Raw genomic sequence first — 23,298 nt, 5'->3', positions numbered from 1 at the left:
GACAAGACCTTGCGCGAGGCGGTCCCCGCCTGGCGCTTCCCCAACCATTTGGCAGCCTTATGACCTCGCCGATCGCCACGTCCACCATTGTTCAACAAGCGTTCCGCTACATGGAAGTGACGCCGCCTGCGTCCTTGTCAGAACCGGGCGAAAAAGGCGCTTCGGCGACGAGCCAGTATCCGATGGCATTGGAAATCTGCCTAGCGCATCACGATTGGGGTTTCGCGCGGCGCATGGCGCGACTGCCTATATTGTCCCCTCTTCCAGAGGGAGAAATTGAGGACCCGGAACTGCCGTATCTGCACCAGTTGCCCGGGAATTGTGTCCGGCTGCGCGCCGTTGTGTCCAAGGTCAAGTGGCGCCAGGAAGGTGAATTGATCCGTAGTCAAAGCGCCACCGGGCTCACTGTGCGCTACACGCGCCTGATCACCGACGAAACAAAGCTGCCGGCGCTCTTTCAAACGGCGGTGAGTTACCAGCTGGCGGTGCGCTTGGCCCCAAAGCATGTCGGATCACGCACCAAGCGGGCGGATCTCAAAACTGATGCAATCGACGCGCTGGAGCAAGCCACCGTTAACGATCGGGTGACTGCGAGCGCGGAGCGTTGGGATGGGCACGAGGACCAAAACGACTGGGTTCACGAGGCGCAGCGATGACAGCATCCCGACCTCCCCAGTATTCGATGGCCAGCGGCGAAATCTCGCCCTTGCTGTTCAGCCGGCCAGACTACCAGCGCAACCAAACCGGCCTGCGGGCATGCAATGGTTTTGTGCCGCTGCGGCAGGGCGGTGTGACGCGGGCGCCTGGTACGCAGTTCCGCGGCAACACCAGGAACAACGCTTATGCGCGCCTGATCAATTTCCAGTTTTCGGAAAACGATGCCGTGACGCTCGAATTTACCGACGGTTTCATGCGTGTATGGCGCTACGGCACGTTGATTGAGAGCGGTGGAGTGCCTTACGAACTCGCCACTCCTTACGATGCGGACGCTCTGGACCGGCTTTGGTGGGTTCAATCGGCAGATGCTATTTACATCGCCGACGGGCAGCAGCCTATCCAGCGTCTAACGCGGCAGGCCCTGGACAATTGGAGCATTGCGCCAGCGAATTTCAGTGCTGGTCCCTTCAAGGTCCAAAATCTTGACGAGGCCAAAACCATTCGTGCCAGCGGCAGCACGGGCACGATCACGCTGAACGCGGTGGGCGACGTCTTTGATGCAAGTTGGGTGGGCACAACCGTTCAGTTAAAGCCGGTCGATCTGAACATCTCTCTCTGGACCGGAAATGTCGATACTTCGCCTGGCGGGTTTTATCGCAATGGCGACAACATTTACGAGCATGTGAGCGGGGGTAACCTGGGCGTCAATGCGCCCATTCACGAAGAGGGCACGCGCCGGACCGATGCCTTTCATGGCACGCGGTTCCGGTTTGTGTCTGACACCACTGGCATTGTGCGTATCACGGCTGTCACAGACGCAAATACCGCGACCGCCGAAGTCATCAAAACCGTACCTAAGCCGATCGTCGATGGGCCAACCTACCGGTGGTCACAGGGTGCCTGGTCGGAACAGTTTGGCTACCCATCTGCGCTCGAAATCGACGATCAAAGCCTGTTTGCCGCGTTCACCAGCAGCGAACCGCGAGGGCTTTGGGTTTCGACCCTGGGCGACTTCTTGGATTTTTCGCCAAGTGCTGAGGCAGATGGTTCGTTTGCCTACACCATTGCAGGCAGTGACAATCAAAACTCCGGCACGTTTTTGCGCCGCGGTCGGCGCGGTATGTATATCGGTGCTTTGGGTGAAGTGTTGCGCGGGTTCTCAAATGCGCCTGGCCAGCGCATCGGCCCGACCACGTTCGACACAGAAGTCGAAGCGACGGACGGCGCCCGACCTATTCGGCCGATATCGCCCTACGGCTACCCAATCCTTGTGACCAAGGATGGCCAGCGCCTGCAGGAACTGCGGTACACGTTCGAAGAAGATGGCGGCAAGCCGCTTGAGCTGTCCTTGCCGTCCCAGCACCTTGGCGCGCCGGGGTTCAAAGAAATCGTTTGGCAGTCTGCGCCGCAACGCCTTGCCTGGATCCGGCGAGGTAGTGGCGATCTGGTCTGCATGCTCTACGACCCGGAGGAGCAAGTTCTTGGGTTTGCGCGGTGTTCTGTCGCGAATGGGTTTGTCGAAAGCCAGTCCATCAACGCATCGGAGGACAGTGCAACCGACACCCTGACCATGGTTGTGCGCCGCGAGATCGACGGCCAGACCGTAAGGTACGTTGAAGAACAAGCAGTGACCTACGGTATCGTTGCAGGCGACCAACCGATTTCGCAAGCCAATCATTTCTTTGCTGCCTCGGTATTCACCCCTGTAGAACCCACCGACACTTTTTTTGTTCCGCACCTCGTGAATGAAACAGTCTTTGCCTGGACGGATGTTGGCCAATACGGCCCATTTGTGGTGCCTGTCACCGGCGAGGTGACGTTGCCGGTCCAAGTCACCCGCGCGACCATTGGTCTGTTTGACGAAACACATTTCTTTGAAACGCTGGACATTCCGGCCGACGCCCGGGACGGCAGTTCTATCGGCCGGGAAAAGCGGCTTCTTCAGGGCTCTGGCATTAAGTTGCACAAAACGGCAGCGGGCCGCGTCCAGTGCGTAGAGCGTACGTTCCTTGAACCCGAACAAGTGAGCGATCCGGAAGAGCTGATCCCGGTACCGGTCGCGTCGGACCTATCGACGGCATACAGCGGCACCTCAAAACTCGAAACGTCGTCCGGATATGCCGACGAAGTGTCGCTGCGGTTCACGCCTGTCGGTGGCGCGCCGATGACCGTTTTGGCGACGGTTCCAAACATCGACGAGCGGGGGGCGTAATGTGTGAGGTCGTCACAGGGGCTATCCTGACTGCGTTGACCGGGGGCGGTGCGGCTGCAACAGCCGCTGGTGCCACGGCAACGGCTGCAACGGTCGGATCGACGATTGCAACCGTCGGCACTCTGGTCAGTGTGGCGGGTAGCCTGGCGCAAGGGGTTGCTGGTCGGCGAGCGGCCCGGGATCAAGCCCGATTGGTTCAGCAGCAGCGCAACACCGAAGCGCAGTTGACCGCTGTTCGAGAGCAAAGAGAACGCGCGCGTTTCAAAACAGCTATTGCGCAGCAAAGTGCCGAGCTGGCGGGGCGAGGAGTTCAGCTTGACAGTGCGACGGCCGTGTTCCTGGGGCAGACAGCCGCGGCCGAAATGGCCTTTTCGGCGCAATCCATCAGATCCGACGGGTTGGCAACGCAGGCCGAGCTGACATCGCAAGAGCGTGCTTTGGAAGCACGCGGCCGCCAATCGCTGTTGCGCGGTGGTTTGACAGCGGCCGGGGCTTGGTTCAACCGGGAGCCTGACGCCTGGCCAGGGTTGGCCGCATGACGCTGACTGTTCCAAGATCCAACGCATCCGGCGGCCGCGCTGCCCGCATCCAAGTCGAGACGCCACAAACTGGCGCGCTAGTGGCAGGGTTCGGCGAGCAAATGCGCCAGGTTGGTGAAGCCCTGGAAAACGACTATCTGGCGCGCGAGCGTCAGCGCTACACCACGGACCTGACGGCCGACATGAACGATCTGCGGTTGGAGGTTTCCCAGATCGGAGATCCGGACGCGGCAGAGTTTGCCTGGCAACGCGGTGTTGGCAGCCTTCGGCAAACCTATGAAGCCGGACAGCACGACGATGGCCGTCCGCGCGTCAGCCCTAAAAACCGCGAACAGTTCGGGCTTACCTTTGACGAGCTCGCCAACCGCAATGCCTTTTCCTTGGGGCGCCAGACCCTTGTGGCGCGCCAAGCGCAACGTCAAGCCACATTCATCACCTATGCGCATGAGGCAACGCGGCAGGGCGCGTCGGCTGATCCGGACACCCGGGCCGTCCTGCTGGACAACGGGTTTGAACAGATCGACGGCCTTGTTGCCGCCGGCATAATTGACGAGGCCGAAGCCGCGCGCCGCAAAATTGGATTGACCAATGACATGGATCGGGCGCGCGCGATCCGGTTGATCGACGAAGATCCGGAAGGGTTCTTGAACGCGGCAGATGCTGGTGACTTTGATGGTCTGCCGGCGGACAGTCTTGAGCAGTACCGCACCCGTGCAAAAGGAACGCTGGCGCAGGCCCAAAAGGCCGCCGCAGCCGAGGCAGAGCGCAACGAAAAGCTGCGCGCCGATGAAGTCGCGGACCAGCTGGACGAAATGACCGACATCTTCCTGGCTGGCCGTACGGCGGTCAACGAGGATTTGCTGAGCGATCCCGAGTACCAGGCCAGTGAGGCGTTCCAAGAAGCGGCTGCGGCACGTTCCTTGCGCGACGAGGGAGTGTTGCTGCGCGGTTTGCCGCCTCAAGATCTGCAGGCGTTGATCGATGACGAGCGCAATCGGCCCATCGCGCACAAGTTTCAGGCCAAGCGTTTGGAGCTGTTGCAGTCCACGCTGGATGCGCACGAGGAAGGATACGCATCAGATCCGGTAGCCTATGCGGCCGCGCAAGGGTTAAGTGTTCCGTCGCCTGACGGGCTCGATTTTTCCAGTCCCGACGCATTGTCCCGCGGCCTCCAGCAGCGCGTTGTCTGGTCGAACCGTCAACGATTGGACGGATACACCGATGAAATCCGCTACCTGTCAAATGCGGAGCGGGAACAGCTGAAAGGCGTCACGCGCGACGCGGATCCCGCACAGCAAGCAGCATTTGCCCGATCATTGTCGGTTGCTTTGAGCGGGGCCAATCCGGCGGTGGTCGAAAGCTACGACCTGAACCCGGTCTTCACTATGATGGGCGAGCTTCAACTGGCTGGCGGCACGCCTGAGTTGGCGGAGGAAGTCCTGCGCGGCAATCAGTCTATCCAGTCCAAAAACGTGATCCTGCCACCAGCGGCAGACCGCATATCAGCCGCCCACAGTTCGATCGGCACGCTGTTTGCGGATCTTCCCGGCGGCCAGGCGGCGCAGGCAAACGTGCGCGCCGCCGCTGATGCACTCTATGCTGCGCGTGTCCAGGCGGATGGACCCGTCGATGACATCGATGACAGCGTGTACCGCCAAGCCGTGCACGAAGTTTTGGGCGGGCAGGGTGCATTCAACGGTCGCGACGCACGCGGTGGCGTGCAAGACATCCGTGGACGCGACACGGTCCTGCCGATGGGTCTGACTGCACGGCACATCGAGGACGGGCTGGACCGTCTTGGCAATGTCCAGGGCAGTTTCGACCCCTTTCGTGCCGGACTGGACGACGCGTCCGCCGCAGCCTTGGCTGAACGGCAGGCCGCTACACTGAAATCACAGCTTTCGGATATCTCCGGAGGCCAGGCGGCCGTCATCGGTGGCGCACCGTTGTCCGTACTGGACCTCAATGAATTGCAAATCAAAGCCATCGGCGATGACCGGTTTGTGTTTGTTCTGCCTTTGCAGGGGCGGTTGCACGAAGTGCGCAACGACGACGGCGCACAGTTCACATTCTCGCTGCGCAAGCTGATCCAGGTGACCCGGCCATGACGTTTGCGCTGAAACAAACGGGCACCGCGCCCACGATGCACGATGCCTTGGAGCGTACAGAGCCCAGCTTTGGCGAGGTGTATTCGGCAGGTCGCAAGGCTGAGCAAATCGAAACCGACAGCTGGTTCTATTCGGACCGTCGCGCGGTGGAAACCTATCGCGAGCTGGCCGATCGTCTGGGTGATGATTTCGTGCCACGCCCGGTGGACTACGACCCAAGTGAAGGCGCGCGGGCGCAATTGAATGCGCAGGTCCGAGCGGCCACGCAAGAGGTTGCCCGCCGGCGTGCAAGCGACCCGGTTGGCCCTTGGGCGGATCTGCCCGCCACGCTGGAAGAGTTTGAGCAGAGCGTCACAGATCAATTGCGTGCTGAGTGGGATGACGCGTCAGCCGTGTTGAATGCTGGCGGGTGGTTTCCGGAAACTCTAGGGCGCATGGCAACGGGTGCGACCGACGAAAGCACGGTTTTGACATTGCCATTCGGCGCAGCTGCAGGGGCAAATGTCACCCGCGCTGTCGTGGCAGAAGGGACGGCCAGTGTGGCCGCGGAGGCACTTTTGCTTCCGCGGCAGTTCCGAATGGCGGAACGCCTTGATCTACCAGATCCCAATGTGGCGCTCCAATTGGGCGCCGCGGCGGCCATCGGTGGTGGGCTTGGTGGCGCGCTAGCAGGCGTTCAAAAGGCGGTGCGCTATCGTAGCGCCCGCGACGAGGCCGATGCAGCACAACGGCCCGAGGGCGCTTCTGTCAGCGAATTTGAGGGAGGTGTCGCCGATGCCGAGTTGAGCTTTGGCCAAGAGGTGAACACGCAGATCCAGCCAGAAAGCCAGGCGCACGCGCTGGCGGGTGATCCCATTGTTAGCCAGGCTTTGGACTTCATCGGCGATCTTGAGGCCCCGCGCGGCTACAATCAGGTGTTTGGGGGTATCCGGGCGGCCGATCGTCCGCCGCGGCCTCTGACAAAAATGACGGTCGATCAGGTTCTGGCGTGGCAAGACAGCATTGATCCCCAGTACAACTCTGAAGCTGCAGGCCGGTTCCAGATCATGGAAGACACGTTGCGCGGCTTGAAGCGCAACCTTGGTCTGCGCGGCGACGAGCTTTTTGACCAATCCATGCAGGACCGTCTGGCCATCGAGTTGATGCGCGAGCAGGGCCTGGACGATTTTTTGGCCGGGCGCCTTTCTGCCCGCAGTTTTGGCACCAATCTGGCACGCGTCTGGGCGGCGTTGCCGCAGCTGGCCGGTGTCGATCGGGGCCGCGGCGTCTATGACGGGTTCAATGGCAACAAGTCGCTTGCCAGTGCGGATCGCTGGGAGCGCGTTTTGAGCCGGCCAGGCACCTACGCATCGAGCGGGGATCTGTTTGCGGCAGACGTTGGCTTTGGTGGGTACACGCCCACAAGCCGGGGCTACACGGGCACGGGTCAAGTTCTGGTTGGGGACGAGCTGCGCGTCAACGTCGAGTACCAGGTGGTCGATGCCAGCAGCCTGAAACAAGCCGGCGGTGATCTACAGCCCCGCGATCGCGGCCGCGTGGCATCCGACGCTTGGGTGGCTGACACAGCGGCACAGCTGGATCCGGCGCGGCTGATGCCATCGCCCACGGCAGATCGCGGCACGCCTTTGGTTGGTCCTGACAACCAGATCGAAAGCGGTAATGGCCGGGTGTTGGCCATCAGCCGTGCCTATGACCGGGTGCCCGATCGGGCGGCAGCCTATCGCCAGCAGATCGCCGAGGCGGGTTTTACTGTTCCGAAGGGCGTGGAGCGTCCGGTATTGATCGCACGCCGCACAAGCGACCTGACAGACGCAGAACGGCGTTCCCTGGTGGTCGATGCTCAGGACAGCGGAGTTGCGCGTCTCACGGCCACAGAACGGGCGCAAATCGGTCAGCGTGCCTTGACGGCAGATGCACTGTCCAGGTTCAGCCGTGATGCGCGGATCGGAGATGCGCGCAATCGTGATTTTGCGCGTCAGTTTGCCGGCGCCTTCCCTCGAAGCGAACGCAACGCCTTTATTGGATCCGACGGCGCAATTTCAACTGATGGGATCCGGCAGATCCGCGACAGCCTGTTTGCGCGCGCCTGGTCCGCGCCGGACGTGGTTGCACGCGCGCTTGAGGGTGAAAGTGGAGATCTGCGCAGCTTGCTTGATGGGCTCGATCAGTCCGCGCCGGCCATCGCCACGCTTCGCGCTGAAATCGAAGCGGGCCGCGTGCGTCCAGACATGGACATCACCGACTACATCATCGACGCGGTGCGCATCATTGCGGCAGCGCGTGACGCTGCACAGCAGGGCGGCCGTGTCGCCGATCTGATCGAGGACATGCTGGCCGATATCGATTTGCTGGACGGTGCGGTTCCGGATCTGACCCAGGCTTTGGTGCGGTTCATGGCGCCAGGCGGCAAACAAATCAGCGCCAAAAAGCTGTCATCGTTCCTGGACCGTTACGCAGACGAGGCAATCAAGGCCGGCCGCACAGGTCAGCTGCTTGACGACGCGTTGCCCGGCCCGATCGACATCCTGCAGCAGATTGAGCCACGGGCATTTCGGGATGTAGGTGAGATTTCAGGCATTCCGCGTGTTCCGGACCCTGCGCCGCTCGATCCTGGTACGTTGCCGGCGTCCGCATTTTCCGATGGGGCGCAAGGTGACAGCGCGCAGCTCGCATCAGATATTGCCGAGGCGGAATTGCGGGATCCCGTCATCGATGTGCCTGAAGACACGGCGGCCATAGATCAGGAGTTGCGCCAGCTGATTGCGGACAATCCTGAAATTGAATTGACCGACCCCGACGGAACCACGCTGACCGCCCGCGCGCTGATGGATGATTTGGACCAGGACGACGTGCTGGCAACTGTTGTCGACCTTTGTGACTTCAAGGGGGGCAGCTGATGGCAAACCTGCATGATTGTCTGGACACAGCCGTCCAAGCTGGCGAGCTCGACCGTGCCCGGGCCGAAGTGGCCAAGGAAGAATTTGAACGGCTGGTGGCAAAGTACGCAACAGCGATGCCGCGCCACCAAGCCGAAGCGACCGCTGCGCAGCATCTGAAAGAGGCAACCAGGCGTGCGCAGCGGTCGCGACGGCATGCGGTTCTCAACCAGCTGCAGGCCATGGTTCGGATCCGCAATGTGGTGATGACGGCCGATACTCCGGAAAAGGCGCCTCTGGCCATATTGGAAAGTCGGATGGATGACGGGCTCCGCGGTGAAAGCGTGCGGTTTGTCACCGAGGGTTTGCAGGCGCGGATCCGCAGTGAGCTGAAAGAGTTTCTGGACGATGCCGGGCTGAACGTGGTCGGATCCTCGCGTGATCCGGCCTTGGTGCGCAAGGTGGTCCGCGAGTTGCACGGCCAGGACACAGGTAGCGCGTCAGCCAAGGCGCATGCCGATGCGATACGAAAGCCACAAAAATGGCTGCGTCAGATGTTCAACGCCCAGGGGGGGGACATTGGCGAGATCGCGGATTATGGCCTGCGGCACACGCATGATCCGGTCAAGTTGCGTCGTGTCGGTTTCGATGCCTGGGCCGAAAGTGTTTTCGAAAAGCTGGATTGGCACCGGATCATCAATCGCACCACAGGGGAGCCCTTCGCTGCCCGTGGGGCTCGCCCGCGTCGAGCAGATGCTACTAACATGCTGCGCGAGGTGTACGAAAACATCACGACGGATGGCTGGAACTCGCGCGATCCCAAGTTCAGCACCAACGGCCGCGCGCTTTACAACCAAAGGTCAGACCCGCGGATCCTGCATTTCCGAGACGGGGATGCCTGGATGGAATACAACGCCGCGTTCGGCGGAGCGGATCTGTTCAGCGCTTTGGTGGGCGGTCTCGATGCCATGGCGCGTGATGTGGGCCTGATGCGCGTGCTGGGGCCAAACCCCAATGGCGGGTTGGAATATGCGATCCAGCTGGTCGAGAAAGCCGCTGCGCTGTCCAAAAACGAAAAGCGGATCAAGCTGGCGGGCCAAAACGCCAAAAAGGCCCGCGTCATGATCCAGCACTTAAACGGTGCGATAAATGATCCGCACCGCGAGCAGCTAGCCAAAGTGTTTTCCAACGTGCGCCATTTCAACGTGGCCACGCGCCTGGGCTCTGCGATCCTGAGCGCTGCAGGCGACTTGGCCACAGTGACCGTTGGCAGTGCCGCGATGGGGCGTAACCCGGTCAACATCCTGTCGCGCGGTGTGCAACAGCTGGTGAGTTCTGGCAGCCGACAAGAGGCGGCACGGGCCGGATTTGTGGCGGAAACGCTAATGTCAATTGGGGCAAGTTCTGCCCGGCTGACCAATGACGTTGTCGGTAATGATACCTTTGGCCGCATGTCCGGGTTCACGATCCGCGCCACGGGCCTGGCCTATTGGACGGATCAGTGGCGCGTTGCCGTTCAAATGGACATTGCTGGCGATCTGGCCGATCACGCAGGCAAAGCGTTGGACGATCTGCCGCGCGGACTGCGCGCGGCACTTGAGCGTAATGGGATCAACGAGGCCGACTGGGATGTGCTGCGCAGCGCGCCCATGTTTGAGCCGCGCCCGGGCGCCACGTTCATATCGCCGCTGTGGTGGTTGGAACACCAAACCGCCTTACCGCGGGCCGAGGCGGAAAGCCTGGCCATCCGATTGCAAGGCGCGTTCCAAGAGCAGTTGGAAACACTGGTCCCGACGCGCCGCATTCGTGGCAGTGCAACCTTAATCGGTGACAGCAAGCCGGGCACGGCCGGTGGTGAATTGCTGCGATCGACGGCCGGGTTCAAGAATTATGCGACCAGTTTCACGATCGGGCAGGTCGCGCTGTTCAATAGCCTGCCCACGCCACAGTCAAAAATTGCGTATGTCAGCAGCATGGCCGCAGCCACGGTGCTGTTGGGCGCGTTTTCCATGCAGCTGAAGCAGCTGGCCAAAGGCAATGACCCGCAGCCCATGGACACGCCCAAGTTCTGGCTGGCAGCCACGGCTCAAGGCGGCGGCCTGGGCATCTTTGGCGACTTCTTCTTTTCAGAAACCAGTCGTCTAGGCGGTGGCATCGAGCAAGCCTTGGCCGGTCCCGTTGCGGGCCTGGTTGGTGATATCGTTCGGCCGGTTGCGTCCAATATCCAGCTGGCAGCCGAAGGCAAGGACACGAAGTTCGGACGCGACGCGGCCAATCTATTACGCCGCAACACCCCGTTTCTATCCAGTGCCTGGTACACCCGCGTCGCCTTCGATCGCGCCGTGGCGGACCAGCTGCAGAACTTTCTTGATCCAGAAGCCGACCGCCAGATGCGGCAGGCTGCCGGTCGGCTTGAGCGTGAATACGGCACTTACAGCTGGTGGCAGCGTGGCCGCCTGCAGCCGTCGCGCGGGCCTGATCTGAGCAATGCCCTAGGAGACTTGCAATGACACGTGAAACCTTCATGGCAACGCCGTCTGTTCTGATCGATGGGCCTGGTCCCTACGAAGTGACGCACCCGTACAGGGAGGGCAGCCTGGTGCTCTACGCGGTCGGTGACGAAGTGTCAGAGCTCTTGCCATCTGACTATGGCGTGCAGCCTGTGGCCAGCGACGACACCGGCGCAGTCACATTAACCGCTCAGGCAGCGGCCACCTATGCAGGGGAAACCCTCTATATCCGCCGTGCCACCGTGGTCGAACAGGGGTGGCAAGGCCAAAGCAACCGAGAGCTGGGACTGACCGCCCAACTCGATTTTTTGACCGAAGCCATCCAGGATGTGGCGGCGCAAGTGAGCCGATCCGTGCGCGGCTTTGAGCCCGTCGGCCTTGGCGATTTGCGGCCTGGTACAACGCTGGCATTTGACCAAAACGGCGATATCGCGGTTGGACCGACAGCGGACCAGATTACGCAGGCGCAGGGGCACGCAGTGACGGCACAGCAGGCCGCCGCAGAGGCCGCTACGGCTGCCAACGCGGCCTTGACTGTGGCTGCCCCTTACGCAACGCGTGCGGCGGCTGTTACAGCCCTGGCAGGGCTGCCTGCACCAGTCCTTCGCGTGCTTTGGATCGACCCGGCCGGCAAAATCCGTGGCGTCGTGCGTTCTGGTGGTTCCACTGACATTCCGGACATGCCCGGGTGGATCCCCGACGGCGCACCCTGCATGCAGCATTTTGGGGGTGCCCCGACAGCCACGCCGGCAGCAAACGCGGCAGCCTTCCATTACCTGCAGCTGCATATTGGCACTGGGCTGATCGAGCTTGGAGGTGGCATTTGGACGTTTGGGGCGTCGCCAGATCCGGCTACATACGAAAACGGTGGCACCTACTTGCCCGCATCCAACGCATGCCTTGTGTTGCGGCCGGGGATATCACTGCGCGGCCATGGTCAGCTGCAGACAATTGTGCTGCCCGAGACGCAAGACTTGCAGGCCATCTATGCGATCAGTCCGTACGGCACGTTTATCCAGGATCTGTTCATTGATGGCCAATGGGACCTTGTCACCCCAACCAGTCGATCCGGTATTCTTAATGTTGTTCCGTCTGACGCTGATCTTTCCAAGCTGATCGACAACAATTTCGAAGATGGGACAATTCAATCCTGGCAGGATCTGGGTGGTGATTTTGCTGCCTCGAATGTCACAGGCGGGGATTTGCGGTGCAATTTCGGACCAACTTATGGCGGTCTAGGATACGTGTCCAAAACCATCCCGACCGAGATTGGCAAGGAATACCGCGTGCGCGTGATGATCACGCCGGATCCGACTGTGCCAAATCCGGAATACATCACCGTGTCTGCATCAAATGGCGGGATTGGTGGGCGGTACTTTAGCCAGACGATTGGAGAGCCGATTTCGACGAGGTTTGCCGCCACGGTGACGTTCACGGCGGAACAAACCGAAACACAGATCCACATCTGGCACGCGAACCCGACACAGACGGAACTGCAGAACAGCTACTTTGAAGTCGAAGAGGTGACCGTCGCTGAATTTTCGGTGGCTGATCAAATGCTGTGGGTGAACGACTGGACCTTGCAGCGTGTGACCATCGAAAAAGTCGCAGCCTACGGGTTCAACATCCAAGATGGTGACATGCGCAAGGTGTCGATTATCGATTGCCGGACCCGTTACACTGGCGGCGATGCGATCGACTTCAAGCAGCGCGGTCCATCCGCTGACAACTATGCGCTGACACTGGTCAACTTCTTGGCAGAAGATGCGTGTTTAACAGAAGACAAAACGGCCGCCGTCGATATCCGCGGAGATTTCAAAGGCGTCAACATTACGGTGCGCCGCTTCGGGCCTGCAGACTTCAACACGACCGCAATTCGCTTGCGCACGCTCACGAGCCCCAGGGCGGCTTACGGAGGCGACGCCGCCGAAGGCAGTTCCATCACACAATTCTGTATCGAAGGCGAGGGCCGGGCACACGGTTTGGGCAGTGGCATGGGCATCGGATCGCCCGACGTAAAGATATCACAAGGCACAATCAAAAACTGCTTTGTCGGACTGCAAACCAGCGGCAACCAATTTGGGCAGGCGCTGAATGCGCAGGTCTCGCAAGTCACCGCGATCGGGTGCGGCACCGGGTTCAATATCCTGGCCGATCGAAACCGTCTATCCCAGCTGACATCGCGGGATTGCAACCTCGGGTTTAATCGTGCCGGCGATGACGGCGACTTTTCCCAATGCTGGGATGAGGGGTCGACCACACCTCAAACGACAACTGGGCCAAATATCACCGGCACCATCGGACTACTTGCAGCCTAGGACGCGTGAACATGATCTTATCTTTCAAATCCGTCCTAAATGTCGCCGTTGGGTTTGCCGCTTATGCAGGCATGGTCGAGGTGTCCGAAGAAGTTCAACCCATGGTGAATGTCTTCGACCAGGACGCGCTGGTTGTGGCTATGCATGGGGCGCTTGGAGGATCCGCGCGGTGGCTCTTTCTGCGTGAGCCGTGGCGGGACGGCCTGCGCCTGATGGTGCTGGGGGCCATACTCGCATTTGGCACCGGATCGCTGTGGCGCCTGCTTGTCCAAAACTGGATCGGCGATGTGCCTGAAAGCGTTTGGGCGCAGCCAGAGGCCGCCTATTGGGGCGCGTTCCTGGTGGGCCTACTGGCCGTCGTCATCCTGGGCCGCTTAGTCGATCAGACCGATGGTAGGGAGGATGCGCCAGATGGCTGAAACTTACGTACGTCGTGAGAAAGGCACGCCCGCGCAGAACATGTTGCATGTCTTGCATATGGGGCTGTGGGCCTTCCTCGCCGTTGTTCTACTTTTTCCCGGTTTGGAGCGGGTTGTCGAACGCACCTTTATGCCGAGCAATCCGATCTCCGTGAATATGCAGTTGGATCTCAATGAGCAGGGGCGGGTGATCATCAAGTACCAGGCTCATGCAAGCTGGGCTGTAAACGCCATCTGGATCGGACAGCTAAGGGATGCAAACGACGCGCCGATCTATACCAAGCGGGCAACGGATCGGCATGGATACGGAGCCCAGCTTTCGAAGTCAGATGAATGGACTTGGCGCGGCTGGTGGGAAGATTACAACGTCGGAGCTGCTCCGGATCCGGCTGTACCTCAAATCCCTTTCAAACTTTGCGTTCGATATGACGGTCGTGGAGCAATCGGAGATACGTATTTCGATCAGCCTTACGCCTGCACCGACGTGTTTGACGCGCACTTGCAGGAGGCAAGCTAATGGGCTTTTCGACCAGAGACATTCAGGCGCGATGCGCGGCATTGGGTTTCGATCCCGGCCCCATCGACGGAATGCGCGGGCCAAAGACGCGTGCGGCAATTCAGTCGGGACTGGCGACCCGCGGAGGCGGTCGTGTCGCCGATCTGTTCGATGAAAGCGGGTTGCATCGCGTGCACTGGCACTGGACTGCTGGCGCCTATGGGCTGATCGCGATGGAGCGAAAAGCCTACAACGTACTGATCGATCACGAAGGCAACCAGTATGACGGTGTGTTCCGCCCGGAAATGCAGGCGGCCTACCAACCCCGACACGCTGCTTCCCACACGCTCAACGCAAACACCGGAGCGATCGGTGTTGCCTGCGATGCAATGGCTGGCGCGCATGATCGGCCGTTCCGTTGGGGGGCGCACCCACTGACATGGGAACAGATCGACGGCATGCTCGAAGTGACCCGCGATCTTTGCGAAGACTACGATATTCCCGTGTCGCGCTATTCGACGCTCAGCCATGCCGAGGTGCAACCCACCTTGGGCATCCGTCAGCGTTGGAAATGGGACATCCGTGTTCTGCCTGACGACATGAAACTCCGAGACGCGGTCGCGGTCGGAGACATCTTGCGCAAGCGGTTGGCTGACCGCTTTGCCATGCCCCTTGCAGCTTAGGAGAAAGATAATGAAATCCATTGCATTTGCAGCTGTCACGCTTGGCCTAACACTGACGTTTCTGGCAGGATGCACGGGTTTGACACCCGAACAGCGCTCAGCCGTTGTCGACGTGGCCTTGCTTGAAATCGCCACCTTGAATGATGCCGGCATCGATCCGGTCAACGCGTCGCCCGAAGCGCAGGCCCTGATCCGCAGTGGATGCGCGGTTGCGGCTGTGTCCAAACCAGAGAGTTTTGCAGAGATCCGCGACGTCTGCGCAGTGGTGTCGGAGGCGGCAAAATGAGGTTGGGCCGGTTCCGCAAAATGATCGCTGGGCTGGTGGCTGCACTTGCCGCCGGCACCTTGTTCCAGGTCATTGAAACACCGGGTGGCACCGTTCTGCAGATTCCGGTGTCTGGTGGCGTGGCTGAAATACTGGCCACTGCATTGGCGGTCGCGGCCGCCGTGTACGGCTTCGCCAACGACGACCCCGATAAAGCCGCCTGACGCGGCCAAACACTCAGGAGCTGATCATGCCAGAAGTCATCAAAACCGCAGACCAATTGCCGGCGGGCCAATGGAGTTTGTGGACTGACACCGACGTCACGGGCGCATTCACGTTGCAAGGTGATGGCACGCACGATTTCTACGTGCGCCGCGCGACAGCTGCACCACCTGACGGCATGGCCGGACGCCTGATTGTCCGGGATGGAGAGCCGATGGTAGCTGCCTCTTTGGACGAGCTATTTCCAGGCGTGGATGGCGCGCGTCTGTGGATCCGGCCGATCGATCGGCCGGTAACTGTCACGGGATCCTATGCGTAGGTTTGGGGCGTATCGTTTTGGTGACGTTTGGAACCCTTTTGTGGGTGACTTTGATGCCGTTCCCGGTCCCACGCTGAACATCTCCGACAACGGTGACGGCACGTCTGACGTGATCAGCATCACGCCGCCTGCTGCGCTCATTTTCACAGACAACGGTGACGGCACATCGGAGGTTCGCGATGCCTAACTATGCTATTCCCACCGCCAATTTGGCCGACATCCTGGGCATCACGGGTGCCATCGATTTGTCGACGCTACCTGCATCTGCCGTGGATTTCCCGGACGATATAGAGATGACGATTGTCAGCGTAACCGGGACTTATACGCAGCCGGTTGCAGCTTCTGGCGGTTCGCTAACCGCTGAACTTCAGGCCAATGGGACAATTCTGGTCGATGATCAGGGCCAGACCGGGACGTTTGACCTGCCACTCTTGGACAACACGCCTTACCCACTTTGGGAAGTACAGTTCAGCGTTTCATTGCAGCTGGTCGATCCGAGTATTCTAGTCGATCCTGTAATTTCCAACACGGGTGGGGTGTTGCAGTTAACAACTCCGGCGCTTGTTGCAGCGGACACAGACTACGGAGCGGTTTCGGTACAGCACCAGTGGTTCCAAGACAACACGCCGTTGAATTCGCCACTGTCCGGTGATCTCGTTGATGGCAGCTTGCCGGAACTGGACACCAATCAAGTCGGCACTGGCACATTCGATTTTCGCACCTCCGTCACCCAAGATGGGGTTACTGTTGTTGCACAATCCAACGAATTCACCTTCACTCCGCCCCCGGTTGAGTTCCTGACCTACCAAGGCGCGCTTGAGGTGGCCAATGTTGCCTACACTCCGGGGACGCCAGTTAGCGTTGGAAGTCCCATCGCCATCGGTGATCCAGCGCAACGTGCGGAAATTTACGTTGCCGCGTTTCACAATACATTTGGTGGGAACACATGCGATATTGATGTGCTCGAAATTGCAGGCGTTGCGTTCCAAAAGCTGGGTGTCGTCATGGGCGGGGACCGTCTCTACGGTCATCTGTTCAAGGGCGTGGTCGCCACTGGAACGACAGGGCAAGTCGCCATTGACGGAGCGACGGCGGAAACCGTCGGTGCGGTCCAGCTTGCAACGTGGACAACCTCAGGAGCGTCAAACCTCGTCTCTCAAAATCCCGCCGTATCCGCTGTTTCATTTGGATCGGATCAGACATTTGACGTCTCCCAAAACATGCTTGCAGGTGATGCTGCCATCGTAGCCATTGCTCACAATTTTGGGCGCACAATAGGTGCGGTCACGGGCGCAACCAACGACGCAAATCTTAGTGGCATTTCAAACTACCAAGCCCGGTTCGGATCTTTCATTGCCGATGCGGATGTCTCGCCGCGCCCGATGACGGTCCCCGTGGGTGCCAATAGTTCGCGGGCGGGCTTTTCGTCTTTCGTTATCCGCCCAGCCTAGGGGTCAACCATGCTTCCCATTGAACTTATAACGGTACCGACAGGCACCAATTTTGATTTTGGCGCGGCCTCAACTTCTGTTGATGGCTATCGTATCCCTCAACCGTCCGGGGGAGCGTCAGCAGTTATCAGCACGTACCGTAGCGATCTGAGGGTCGCCCCAGAGGGGATTAACTTCGACGTTTCCACAACCGGCTTCGACACTCCCGGCCCGTTGGAAGTGGCTGACATCGAAATTGATGGAGACTATGCGCTGCCTTTTAATCGGGTCAGCGACCGGGACGTCTATGATCCACAGTTTCACGACCTTTACTATTATTGGAGTTTTGGTGACGCGGGTACGGTTTACAGTGCGCCGCAGAAAGTCGCCGCGGCGATGATGGACGCCAACCGAATGTTTGGCCCGCTCGCGTCACACACCTATCAGAACCCCGGGACATACCTAGTTCAATGTCTGATCCTTGAGCCATCATCGGGCAAGTGGGCGATCGCAACTCAGAATGTAACCGTGGGCGACAAAGAGGTTCTGTTTGCCGGGGCACGCACGATCTTTTGCAGTACGGACCTGAGCTACTCGCGCAAGCCCGATCCCGCAATGTTGGAAGAGTCAGACCCTTTCGCGGCATTGGACCTTCAGAGGGTTTTGCAGGAGGCAAACCCAGATCATTTCTACCGGATCATGTTCGACCGTGAGGTCGATCACTTTTTCCACAAAACAGGCAACCTGCGCATCTCGAAACAGACAAACCTGTGGTTTGAGTATTCGCCAGGTGTGTCTGATCCCGGAACGATCTTCTACGCCAATGAAGACGCCTCTCACGCTTTCATTGATGACCAATTGACCACTGACCGCCCTGGTGAAAACTGTGATGTCGTATTCAACGGCCTGAAGCTGGACGGGTACTTTGACGTTCAGACGGAATCGATGGGTGGCCCATACGCTGCCGCGCATCCTGGCAGTCAAGTTTTCTACAATCAGAGGAACCCGGAAGGCAGCACTTATATGCTGTTCAACCGGTTGAAATTCACCGGCGGCAACAAGATCGCGGACATATCCAGCAACCACCAGAACGGGCCAGAGGCACGCATCGTAGTCTTCAACGACATCGAGTGTGACAGCTGGTCGGATTTTGCCATTTTTGAAAATGAACAAGGGTTCTCTGCCTACACGGGATGTCGTCTGCGGCAGGACCCGCTTGCTTTATCAGGGGGTGTCAAAGGTATTGGTCACAACAACCACGGACCCGTGCGTATCCAGCAAGGCGGCAAGTGTGCCATGCACTCGTGTGACTTTTTCGTCACCAACGGTTGGTTCAGGAACACACCGTTTATACACACCACCCAACCCTGCGTGCGTTGGAATATGGCGGGGGATCAGCGGGCAAAGCTGAACATGCAAGGCTGCGTCCTGGAAGGCGGCAATGAGGTCGTTTCTATTGGCATCCAGGATTCGAACTACATTCCCGTGCTTCAGAACGCACTGATCGACAAGTGCGTCATCATCGGGAACTCCATGACAAGTGACCTGATCAAGTGTGAGCACAGTGGGCTGACTGTGCGCAACACATCCGGTCATCAAACAACTGATCGTACAGCCCGTGGGTTTTTTGAACCAGCGTCATTTGTGCGTTTTGTATCGCGCTCGCAAGTCCCGTCATATGTAAGCGCGCGAAATGAGGTTTATAACTGCACCTTTGACAATGCTTTGTCTGATGCTCAGTCAGTTGACGGGGATGCTAGATTGCCAATCTTGCGTACATCAAACGCCACCACAGGGTCGAACATAGGTGATCCGTTCACCGGCGTTGCCGAAGTGAACAACGTCATAAACCAGCCCAACCTAGGCGCACCGGATGTAGCTTTTGCTCCGCTCGGAGACACCGTTTTATTGACCCCTCGTGAACTCGGCTATCGGCACCGGCGCGCTATTTCGGATACGGGTCTTACACTGGCGTCTGATGTGCCTGACGGCGGCACAGTGACAATTCCCTATGCCGATTATGATCAAGCGGGTTTGACCGCAGGTGATTTTGACCAGGCTAACCCCGATCCACGCAAGGTTCATGGTGTTCGGGTAGGCGGCGCTCTGCATTTTTCAAACGGCGTGTCGCCGGGCATAACGGTTTCGTTTGGGGTGTCCGATGTGACTTTCACAAACACAAGCGGCACCACATGGGCGGCGGGGTTAAGTTTCGTCAGCCAACTCGCAACCTTGGCCACCTACGAATACCCAACATCGGCTACACCTTTGGATGCTGTGAAGCTTAGAACGCCGCAAGTGGGTTCATCTGCGATTGACGCAGCCACGGCTGGTCTGCGATCAATCGAGGCGTTTGACGGCACGTTGCTCACAAGCCAAACTAACCCGGCATACACAACGAGAAACGCGGGCGCACACTAACGTTTTGCGCGGCTGACGATCCGGGCGATGGTTGATGCAATCACAACCACGCCTGTCCAGGTGACGGCGATGATCCATCCAATCGCATACTTGTATTTTGGTTGTTGAACGCGCGTGCGTTCTTCGTCGGGCTTAATGCTGGTCATCGCAAGCCCCCTGTATTTCTCTGCTTAGGTCTTTCGGCAAACCGGCAATACAGCGTTGATCGGAGTTTATTGCGAAATCTGTAAGGTATTGATTTCCAATATTTGTTTCGGGGCCCTGAAAAGCGTCAAGGCATTGAAAACATTGAATACACTGCTGATTTGTAATCAGTAGGTCCGCGGTTCGAGTCCGTGTGGGGGCACCATGATTTCACCTAAATTTTTGATTTTATTGAATAATTTTGTTGCAGGATTGTTTTTTGGTCAATTCCCGCAACAAAGACGTATCCGAGTCGAGGCCTATCGTATTCTTCGTCGGGCACGAAGAACACAGTGGCAACCGGGTGTAGCGCGGTGCGTCAAGTCAAACGAACGTGCGCGCCGAATTATATAACTGTTCTCATAGCGCGGCGGCGGCTTTCGGACGAAATGGCGGGATTTGCCGGACAGCCCAGTGGTCTGCACATGAATGGCTCGAGGCAAATAGTTAGCCGGATCAATTCTTGCTACCTTCGGTGCTTAAACAAAAAATAGTTGTTCCCGGCCTCGGTTTCTGCGCCTTTGGAGGCAGCTGGTAGTGAAGTAACCCGCGAGTTTTCATGTCTTTGCAGAGGTCTTTGACATGCGTTTCGCGCATCGGAAACCTTTCCATGATTTCCAGCGCCAAGTCTGAGAACTCGACCTTACCTCGTTCAGAAAGGATTTTGGTCGTCAGTTCTTCAGATCGCAGCCGATACCTCTTGCAACCGACACCGCGCTCGCCTTGCTCGTGAAGCGCAAAGTCATCGTATCATGTCCTGAAGTGTCTGTGTGGCCTTGGCCTGGCGACGGGCTTTGAACTCCTCCCGCTCGACCCTCCAATGCACGTCACGAAACAGCGTTACACCTTCCGGCCTGTGTGCGCCTATACCAGTTGATCATTGAGCTCTTCACACGGTTTTCAGCTAAACTCGCAGCGCTTTGTCAGTTGGACAAGAGGGCTGGTTGACTAGGGTGACCCATCAAGCAAGCTTTTCAGAAAGCTTTTCAGAAAGCTTTTCAGAAAGCTTTTAAGTTGTAGCTACGAACTCCGACTATCCTAACCGGCGCTTGTTAGCGGGTGATACGATGTAAGGCAGACACCTTAAATCGTGTGAAGATGCTAGCGCTTAGACAAGCGCGACATGTGAGGTGCGCTTCTGAACACCTGGTATATTAACGCCACCGTTCAGTATCATGCGGTTCACCTTCGCGGAAATGTCTGGCTGCCCGGCTAGCAAACCATCTACATATGGCTTCACCGCTGCTCGGTCCTTATCGCTCAGTATTGGCACCAAAACATCGGCAGCATCAGCTGTGGTAATCTCAGCTAAGCCATCTGATCCACGCGCAAAGGCTCTCATCTGGGAGGTATAGGACTCACTACATAAAAACGCGGCAAGATCGACGATAAAGTCCTCCTTGCCATCCTGCATCGCAAGTCTATGGCAACCGTTTGTCACAATCGTACCATTTGCCCCTATTGGAACTACGCACCATTTTTGAACACTTGACCAAATGGCACCTATAAAGATCTCCCCACCTTCTGAAACGTGTTTTGCGCGTTGCGGCAATTCCCATCCACGCATTCGTTGCGCGCGATAGTCGCCTTGTCCGATGAACTGTAGCTCAACGTAGTCATATTCTTCACTTGTCTGCCGTTTTAGCTTGTCTCCTGAACGATTTTGCATCTCCGGAACAAAGCTAACCAAGTCCCCCAGCCTCAAGTGATCACTCAACTCAATTTGCGCCCGAATGTCGCAAAACTTCCGACAATGCCGCTTTGGATCAAGAGTTAAATCGGAGTCAGTGAGGACCCTGCTTATTGGCACTGACCAGCCGTCCAGCACTTCCCCTGCGGCCTGTCCTTCCAACAACCACGGAAAATAAGCGACTGCTTCGCTAGAGCGGAGGTCATGCAAAGACTTTTCGAAGTCCGCATCCAAAAAGCGCTCACCGTCTTCGTCAATTAGGTAGCTGCCGTCTTCGGGATTTCTGACAAATCTTGGGGCTGCCTTTTTGTCACCAAGGTTCCAACCGACGTTCTCAATCATTTGCACCGAAAACTTGTAGTCCGAGTCGTCTGCAACGTCGCTGAGAGGCGTGTCTCGCTTCTCTAAGTATACAATACTTGCGCTGACATCAGCACCAGATGTCTTGAATGTGAACCTCGGAAACGCGCAAACTGCAGCGATGCGCGTGTGACGCAGAAGCCAATCTCGGAAAACCTGATACTTGGGTGATCGGTTTCCCAAATACCCGTTAGGGAAGATTATACCAATACGACCGCCAGCATGTGCCTGCCGAACGCAAAGCTCCGCAAACAATAGGCCGGTTTCCACTTGCGGAGCTAGAACCTCGTGCTTGAGCCAGCGTCCACTTTTTTCCTCGTATGACCATTGATGTCCGAGATCGAACTTTCGAAGTACTTTGCTTCGTTTTTCTACGATCTTGAGGCCAAACGGGGGATTACATACCAAGATGGAGTACTGCTCGGCGTCGTCGGTAACGGTCAGCAAGGAGTCACCTTCCTTGATGTTTGATTTACCATCGCCATTAAGCAGCATATTCAAAACGGCCACTTGAACAGCGTTTTCCGAGTTGTCCATTCCCCAGATACAATCTGCATAGCCCGGATCAATGTCGCGTCTTCTGTGGAAAGCAGCCGTGAGAAAGTCTGCGCTTCCGCACGCTGGGTCTTTGATGTGTTCACCAAACTGGGGGTTGAGGATCGAAACGATGTAGTCCGTAACCGATGGCGGCGTGAAATACTGCGCCAAGTCCCACTTATAGAGACCCTTTGAGAACTTCATATAAAAGCTTTGAACCACGTCTCGCTTTGAAGCTATCAGACATACTGGAGCGAGGGAGCGGCATATTTCACAAAGCAATTCACCAGTGACTTTCTTTGGGAGTGACTTCTCGACTGGTTGGGGCAAATGCGCTTGATAGTAAGCGACCGCTTTTGAAAGAACGCCATTAAAGGCTTTGAGGGCCGTTGCAGCGCCACCGCCGAGCGCGGCATAGTCTTGAATCAATAATTCGGCGTCGGGGTCGCGCTGGTGAGCATGCTCGTCATAAAGTTTCGCCAGTATAAGCTGTAAAATAACAGAGAACCGGCGCTCATGATCGATCGAAGCAGCGTGAAGTACGTTTTCGATACGATCAAAGACATCTACCAGACTATCAGCTGCGTTGAGATCGTCGAATTTAAGCGGGCTAAGATGTATCTGATTGCCATACCTTGGCAGAATTTGGATCGGCCCCTCTTTGGTCGATCTGACCCCGCCTTCTCGTTCTTGCCAAAAAACACGCTGATCAACGTTGTCCCAATAGACTGCGAGACAATCGTCCCGCTTTGCAAAATCTAGGAGCGGATGAACCTGAGTGTTTTTCACATAGTCAGCGGCTGCATTGTCTCTTTTTACCTCAACAAGGACGATTGCATGTTCAAGCAGACTATCGACATCGCCAGATTTCATCTCCGCAACCGGAATATCCAGCACTGCTAGGTCTGCCCGCATCGCGTTCCTACCAGCATTCCCAAATTTCTTTACTGTTGCTTCGACTTTGATGTTTTCAGATGGATATCCTAGTCTCAACAAGTGTCGGATAGCTTCAACTCGAAAGTACTCCTCGGACGGCTTCAGGCCGTCAGCGCT

Annotated in this window: 18 protein-coding genes and 1 tRNA gene; 17 read left to right on the top strand and 2 right to left on the bottom strand. The window is 57.9% G+C overall.

Going from position 1 to position 23,298, the window contains the following annotated elements; all coding sequences use genetic code 11:
- Positions 1-59 precede the first annotated feature (59 nt).
- Genes AC6RA8_RS03195 through AC6RA8_RS03120 form a run of 16 tightly spaced genes read left to right on the top strand, consistent with a single transcriptional unit; the run spans position 60 to position 19,475 of the window.
- On the top strand, positions 60-656 hold the full coding sequence (locus AC6RA8_RS03195; RefSeq protein WP_500350680.1) for a phage connector family protein: 597 nt from the start codon (positions 60-62) through the stop codon (positions 654-656).
- The gene (locus tag AC6RA8_RS03190) at positions 653-2,869 is read left to right on the top strand and encodes a phage tail protein (RefSeq protein WP_500350679.1); all 2,217 of its coding nucleotides are present in this window, start codon (positions 653-655) and stop codon (positions 2,867-2,869) included. Before AC6RA8_RS03195 ends, AC6RA8_RS03190 begins: the two co-directional genes overlap by 4 nt.
- Positions 2,869-3,408: a hypothetical protein gene (locus AC6RA8_RS03185; protein ID WP_500350678.1), complete on the top strand. Its 540-nt coding sequence runs from the start codon at positions 2,869-2,871 to the stop codon at positions 3,406-3,408. Before AC6RA8_RS03190 ends, AC6RA8_RS03185 begins: the two co-directional genes overlap by 1 nt.
- On the top strand, positions 3,405-5,516 hold the full coding sequence (locus AC6RA8_RS03180) for a hypothetical protein (protein ID WP_500350677.1): 2,112 nt from the start codon (positions 3,405-3,407) through the stop codon (positions 5,514-5,516). Before AC6RA8_RS03185 ends, AC6RA8_RS03180 begins: the two co-directional genes overlap by 4 nt.
- Positions 5,513-8,413: a hypothetical protein gene (locus tag AC6RA8_RS03175; protein WP_500350676.1), complete on the top strand. Its 2,901-nt coding sequence runs from the start codon at positions 5,513-5,515 to the stop codon at positions 8,411-8,413. The genes AC6RA8_RS03180 and AC6RA8_RS03175 overlap by 4 nt, the downstream gene beginning before the upstream one ends.
- The gene (locus AC6RA8_RS03170; RefSeq protein WP_500350675.1) at positions 8,413-10,902 is read left to right on the top strand and encodes a hypothetical protein; all 2,490 of its coding nucleotides are present in this window, start codon (positions 8,413-8,415) and stop codon (positions 10,900-10,902) included. The genes AC6RA8_RS03175 and AC6RA8_RS03170 overlap by 1 nt, the downstream gene beginning before the upstream one ends.
- Positions 10,899-13,220: a hypothetical protein gene (locus tag AC6RA8_RS03165; protein ID WP_500350674.1), complete on the top strand. Its 2,322-nt coding sequence runs from the start codon at positions 10,899-10,901 to the stop codon at positions 13,218-13,220. Before AC6RA8_RS03170 ends, AC6RA8_RS03165 begins: the two co-directional genes overlap by 4 nt.
- An 11-nt stretch (positions 13,221-13,231) precedes the next feature.
- On the top strand, positions 13,232-13,639 hold the full coding sequence (locus tag AC6RA8_RS03160) for a hypothetical protein (RefSeq protein WP_500350673.1): 408 nt from the start codon (positions 13,232-13,234) through the stop codon (positions 13,637-13,639).
- Positions 13,632-14,156, top strand: a complete 525-nt coding sequence (locus AC6RA8_RS03155) for a hypothetical protein (RefSeq protein ID WP_500350672.1) — start codon at positions 13,632-13,634, stop codon at positions 14,154-14,156. Before AC6RA8_RS03160 ends, AC6RA8_RS03155 begins: the two co-directional genes overlap by 8 nt.
- Complete coding sequence (locus AC6RA8_RS03150) at positions 14,156-14,818, top strand: peptidoglycan recognition protein family protein (protein ID WP_500350671.1); 663 nt, start codon at positions 14,156-14,158, stop codon at positions 14,816-14,818. Before AC6RA8_RS03155 ends, AC6RA8_RS03150 begins: the two co-directional genes overlap by 1 nt.
- A gap of 10 nt (positions 14,819-14,828) precedes the next feature.
- Entirely contained in the window at positions 14,829-15,104 is a 276-nt protein-coding gene (locus AC6RA8_RS03145) for a hypothetical protein (protein WP_500350670.1), read from the top strand.
- The gene (locus AC6RA8_RS03140) at positions 15,101-15,307 is read left to right on the top strand and encodes a hypothetical protein (protein WP_500350669.1); all 207 of its coding nucleotides are present in this window, start codon (positions 15,101-15,103) and stop codon (positions 15,305-15,307) included. The genes AC6RA8_RS03145 and AC6RA8_RS03140 overlap by 4 nt, the downstream gene beginning before the upstream one ends.
- Positions 15,308-15,333: 26 nt before the next feature.
- Complete coding sequence (locus tag AC6RA8_RS03135) at positions 15,334-15,624, top strand: hypothetical protein (RefSeq protein WP_500350668.1); 291 nt, start codon at positions 15,334-15,336, stop codon at positions 15,622-15,624.
- A 40-nt stretch (positions 15,625-15,664) separates the two neighbouring features.
- A complete protein-coding gene (locus tag AC6RA8_RS03130) occupies positions 15,665-15,811 on the top strand; it encodes a hypothetical protein (protein ID WP_500350667.1) in 147 nt (48 codons plus the stop codon).
- The gene (locus AC6RA8_RS03125) at positions 15,804-17,075 is read left to right on the top strand and encodes a hypothetical protein (RefSeq protein ID WP_500350666.1); all 1,272 of its coding nucleotides are present in this window, start codon (positions 15,804-15,806) and stop codon (positions 17,073-17,075) included. The genes AC6RA8_RS03130 and AC6RA8_RS03125 overlap by 8 nt, the downstream gene beginning before the upstream one ends.
- Before the next feature lie 9 nt (positions 17,076-17,084).
- Positions 17,085-19,475: a hypothetical protein gene (locus AC6RA8_RS03120; RefSeq protein WP_500350665.1), complete on the top strand. Its 2,391-nt coding sequence runs from the start codon at positions 17,085-17,087 to the stop codon at positions 19,473-19,475.
- Here the strand turns inward: AC6RA8_RS03120 and AC6RA8_RS03115 are convergent.
- Entirely contained in the window at positions 19,472-19,621 is a 150-nt protein-coding gene (locus AC6RA8_RS03115) for a hypothetical protein (protein WP_500350664.1), read from the bottom strand. The two genes, AC6RA8_RS03120 and AC6RA8_RS03115, sit on opposite strands and share 4 nt — an antisense overlap.
- A 111-nt stretch (positions 19,622-19,732) precedes the next feature.
- Here AC6RA8_RS03115 and AC6RA8_RS03110 point away from each other — a divergent pair.
- Positions 19,733-19,824, top strand: a tRNA-Ser gene (locus AC6RA8_RS03110).
- Between the two features lie 942 nt (positions 19,825-20,766).
- On the opposite strand, the gene AC6RA8_RS03105 is transcribed toward AC6RA8_RS03110, so the two are convergent.
- A complete protein-coding gene (locus tag AC6RA8_RS03105; protein WP_500350663.1) occupies positions 20,767-23,238 on the bottom strand; it encodes an HsdM family class I SAM-dependent methyltransferase in 2,472 nt (823 codons plus the stop codon).
- Positions 23,239-23,298: the final 60 nt, after the last annotated feature.

It is taken from the genome of Tateyamaria sp. (genome assembly GCF_059783535.1).
This window is presented reverse-complemented; position numbering and strand designations above follow the sequence as displayed.

Excerpts from the sequence above, each read along its gene's own strand:
- AC6RA8_RS03150 (WP_500350671.1), top strand. The coding sequence starts at position 14,156 with ATGGGCTTTTCGACCAGAGACATTCAGGCGCGATGCGCGGCATTGGGT.
- AC6RA8_RS03190 (WP_500350679.1), top strand. The coding sequence starts at position 653 with ATGACAGCATCCCGACCTCCCCAGTATTCGATGGCCAGCGGCGAAATC.
- AC6RA8_RS03160 (WP_500350673.1), top strand. The coding sequence starts at position 13,232 with ATGATCTTATCTTTCAAATCCGTCCTAAATGTCGCCGTTGGGTTTGCC.
- AC6RA8_RS03120 (WP_500350665.1), top strand. The coding sequence starts at position 17,085 with ATGCTTCCCATTGAACTTATAACGGTACCGACAGGCACCAATTTTGAT.
- AC6RA8_RS03115 (WP_500350664.1), bottom strand. The coding sequence starts at position 19,621 with ATGACCAGCATTAAGCCCGACGAAGAACGCACGCGCGTTCAACAACCA.
- AC6RA8_RS03175 (WP_500350676.1), top strand. The coding sequence starts at position 5,513 with ATGACGTTTGCGCTGAAACAAACGGGCACCGCGCCCACGATGCACGAT.
- AC6RA8_RS03165 (WP_500350674.1), top strand. The coding sequence starts at position 10,899 with ATGACACGTGAAACCTTCATGGCAACGCCGTCTGTTCTGATCGATGGG.
- AC6RA8_RS03145 (WP_500350670.1), top strand. The coding sequence starts at position 14,829 with ATGAAATCCATTGCATTTGCAGCTGTCACGCTTGGCCTAACACTGACG.
- AC6RA8_RS03185 (WP_500350678.1), top strand. The coding sequence starts at position 2,869 with ATGTGTGAGGTCGTCACAGGGGCTATCCTGACTGCGTTGACCGGGGGC.
- AC6RA8_RS03195 (WP_500350680.1), top strand. The coding sequence starts at position 60 with ATGACCTCGCCGATCGCCACGTCCACCATTGTTCAACAAGCGTTCCGC.
- AC6RA8_RS03125 (WP_500350666.1), top strand. The coding sequence starts at position 15,804 with ATGCCTAACTATGCTATTCCCACCGCCAATTTGGCCGACATCCTGGGC.
- AC6RA8_RS03140 (WP_500350669.1), top strand. The coding sequence starts at position 15,101 with ATGAGGTTGGGCCGGTTCCGCAAAATGATCGCTGGGCTGGTGGCTGCA.
- AC6RA8_RS03170 (WP_500350675.1), top strand. The coding sequence starts at position 8,413 with ATGGCAAACCTGCATGATTGTCTGGACACAGCCGTCCAAGCTGGCGAG.
- AC6RA8_RS03135 (WP_500350668.1), top strand. The coding sequence starts at position 15,334 with ATGCCAGAAGTCATCAAAACCGCAGACCAATTGCCGGCGGGCCAATGG.
- AC6RA8_RS03180 (WP_500350677.1), top strand. The coding sequence starts at position 3,405 with ATGACGCTGACTGTTCCAAGATCCAACGCATCCGGCGGCCGCGCTGCC.
- AC6RA8_RS03155 (WP_500350672.1), top strand. The coding sequence starts at position 13,632 with ATGGCTGAAACTTACGTACGTCGTGAGAAAGGCACGCCCGCGCAGAAC.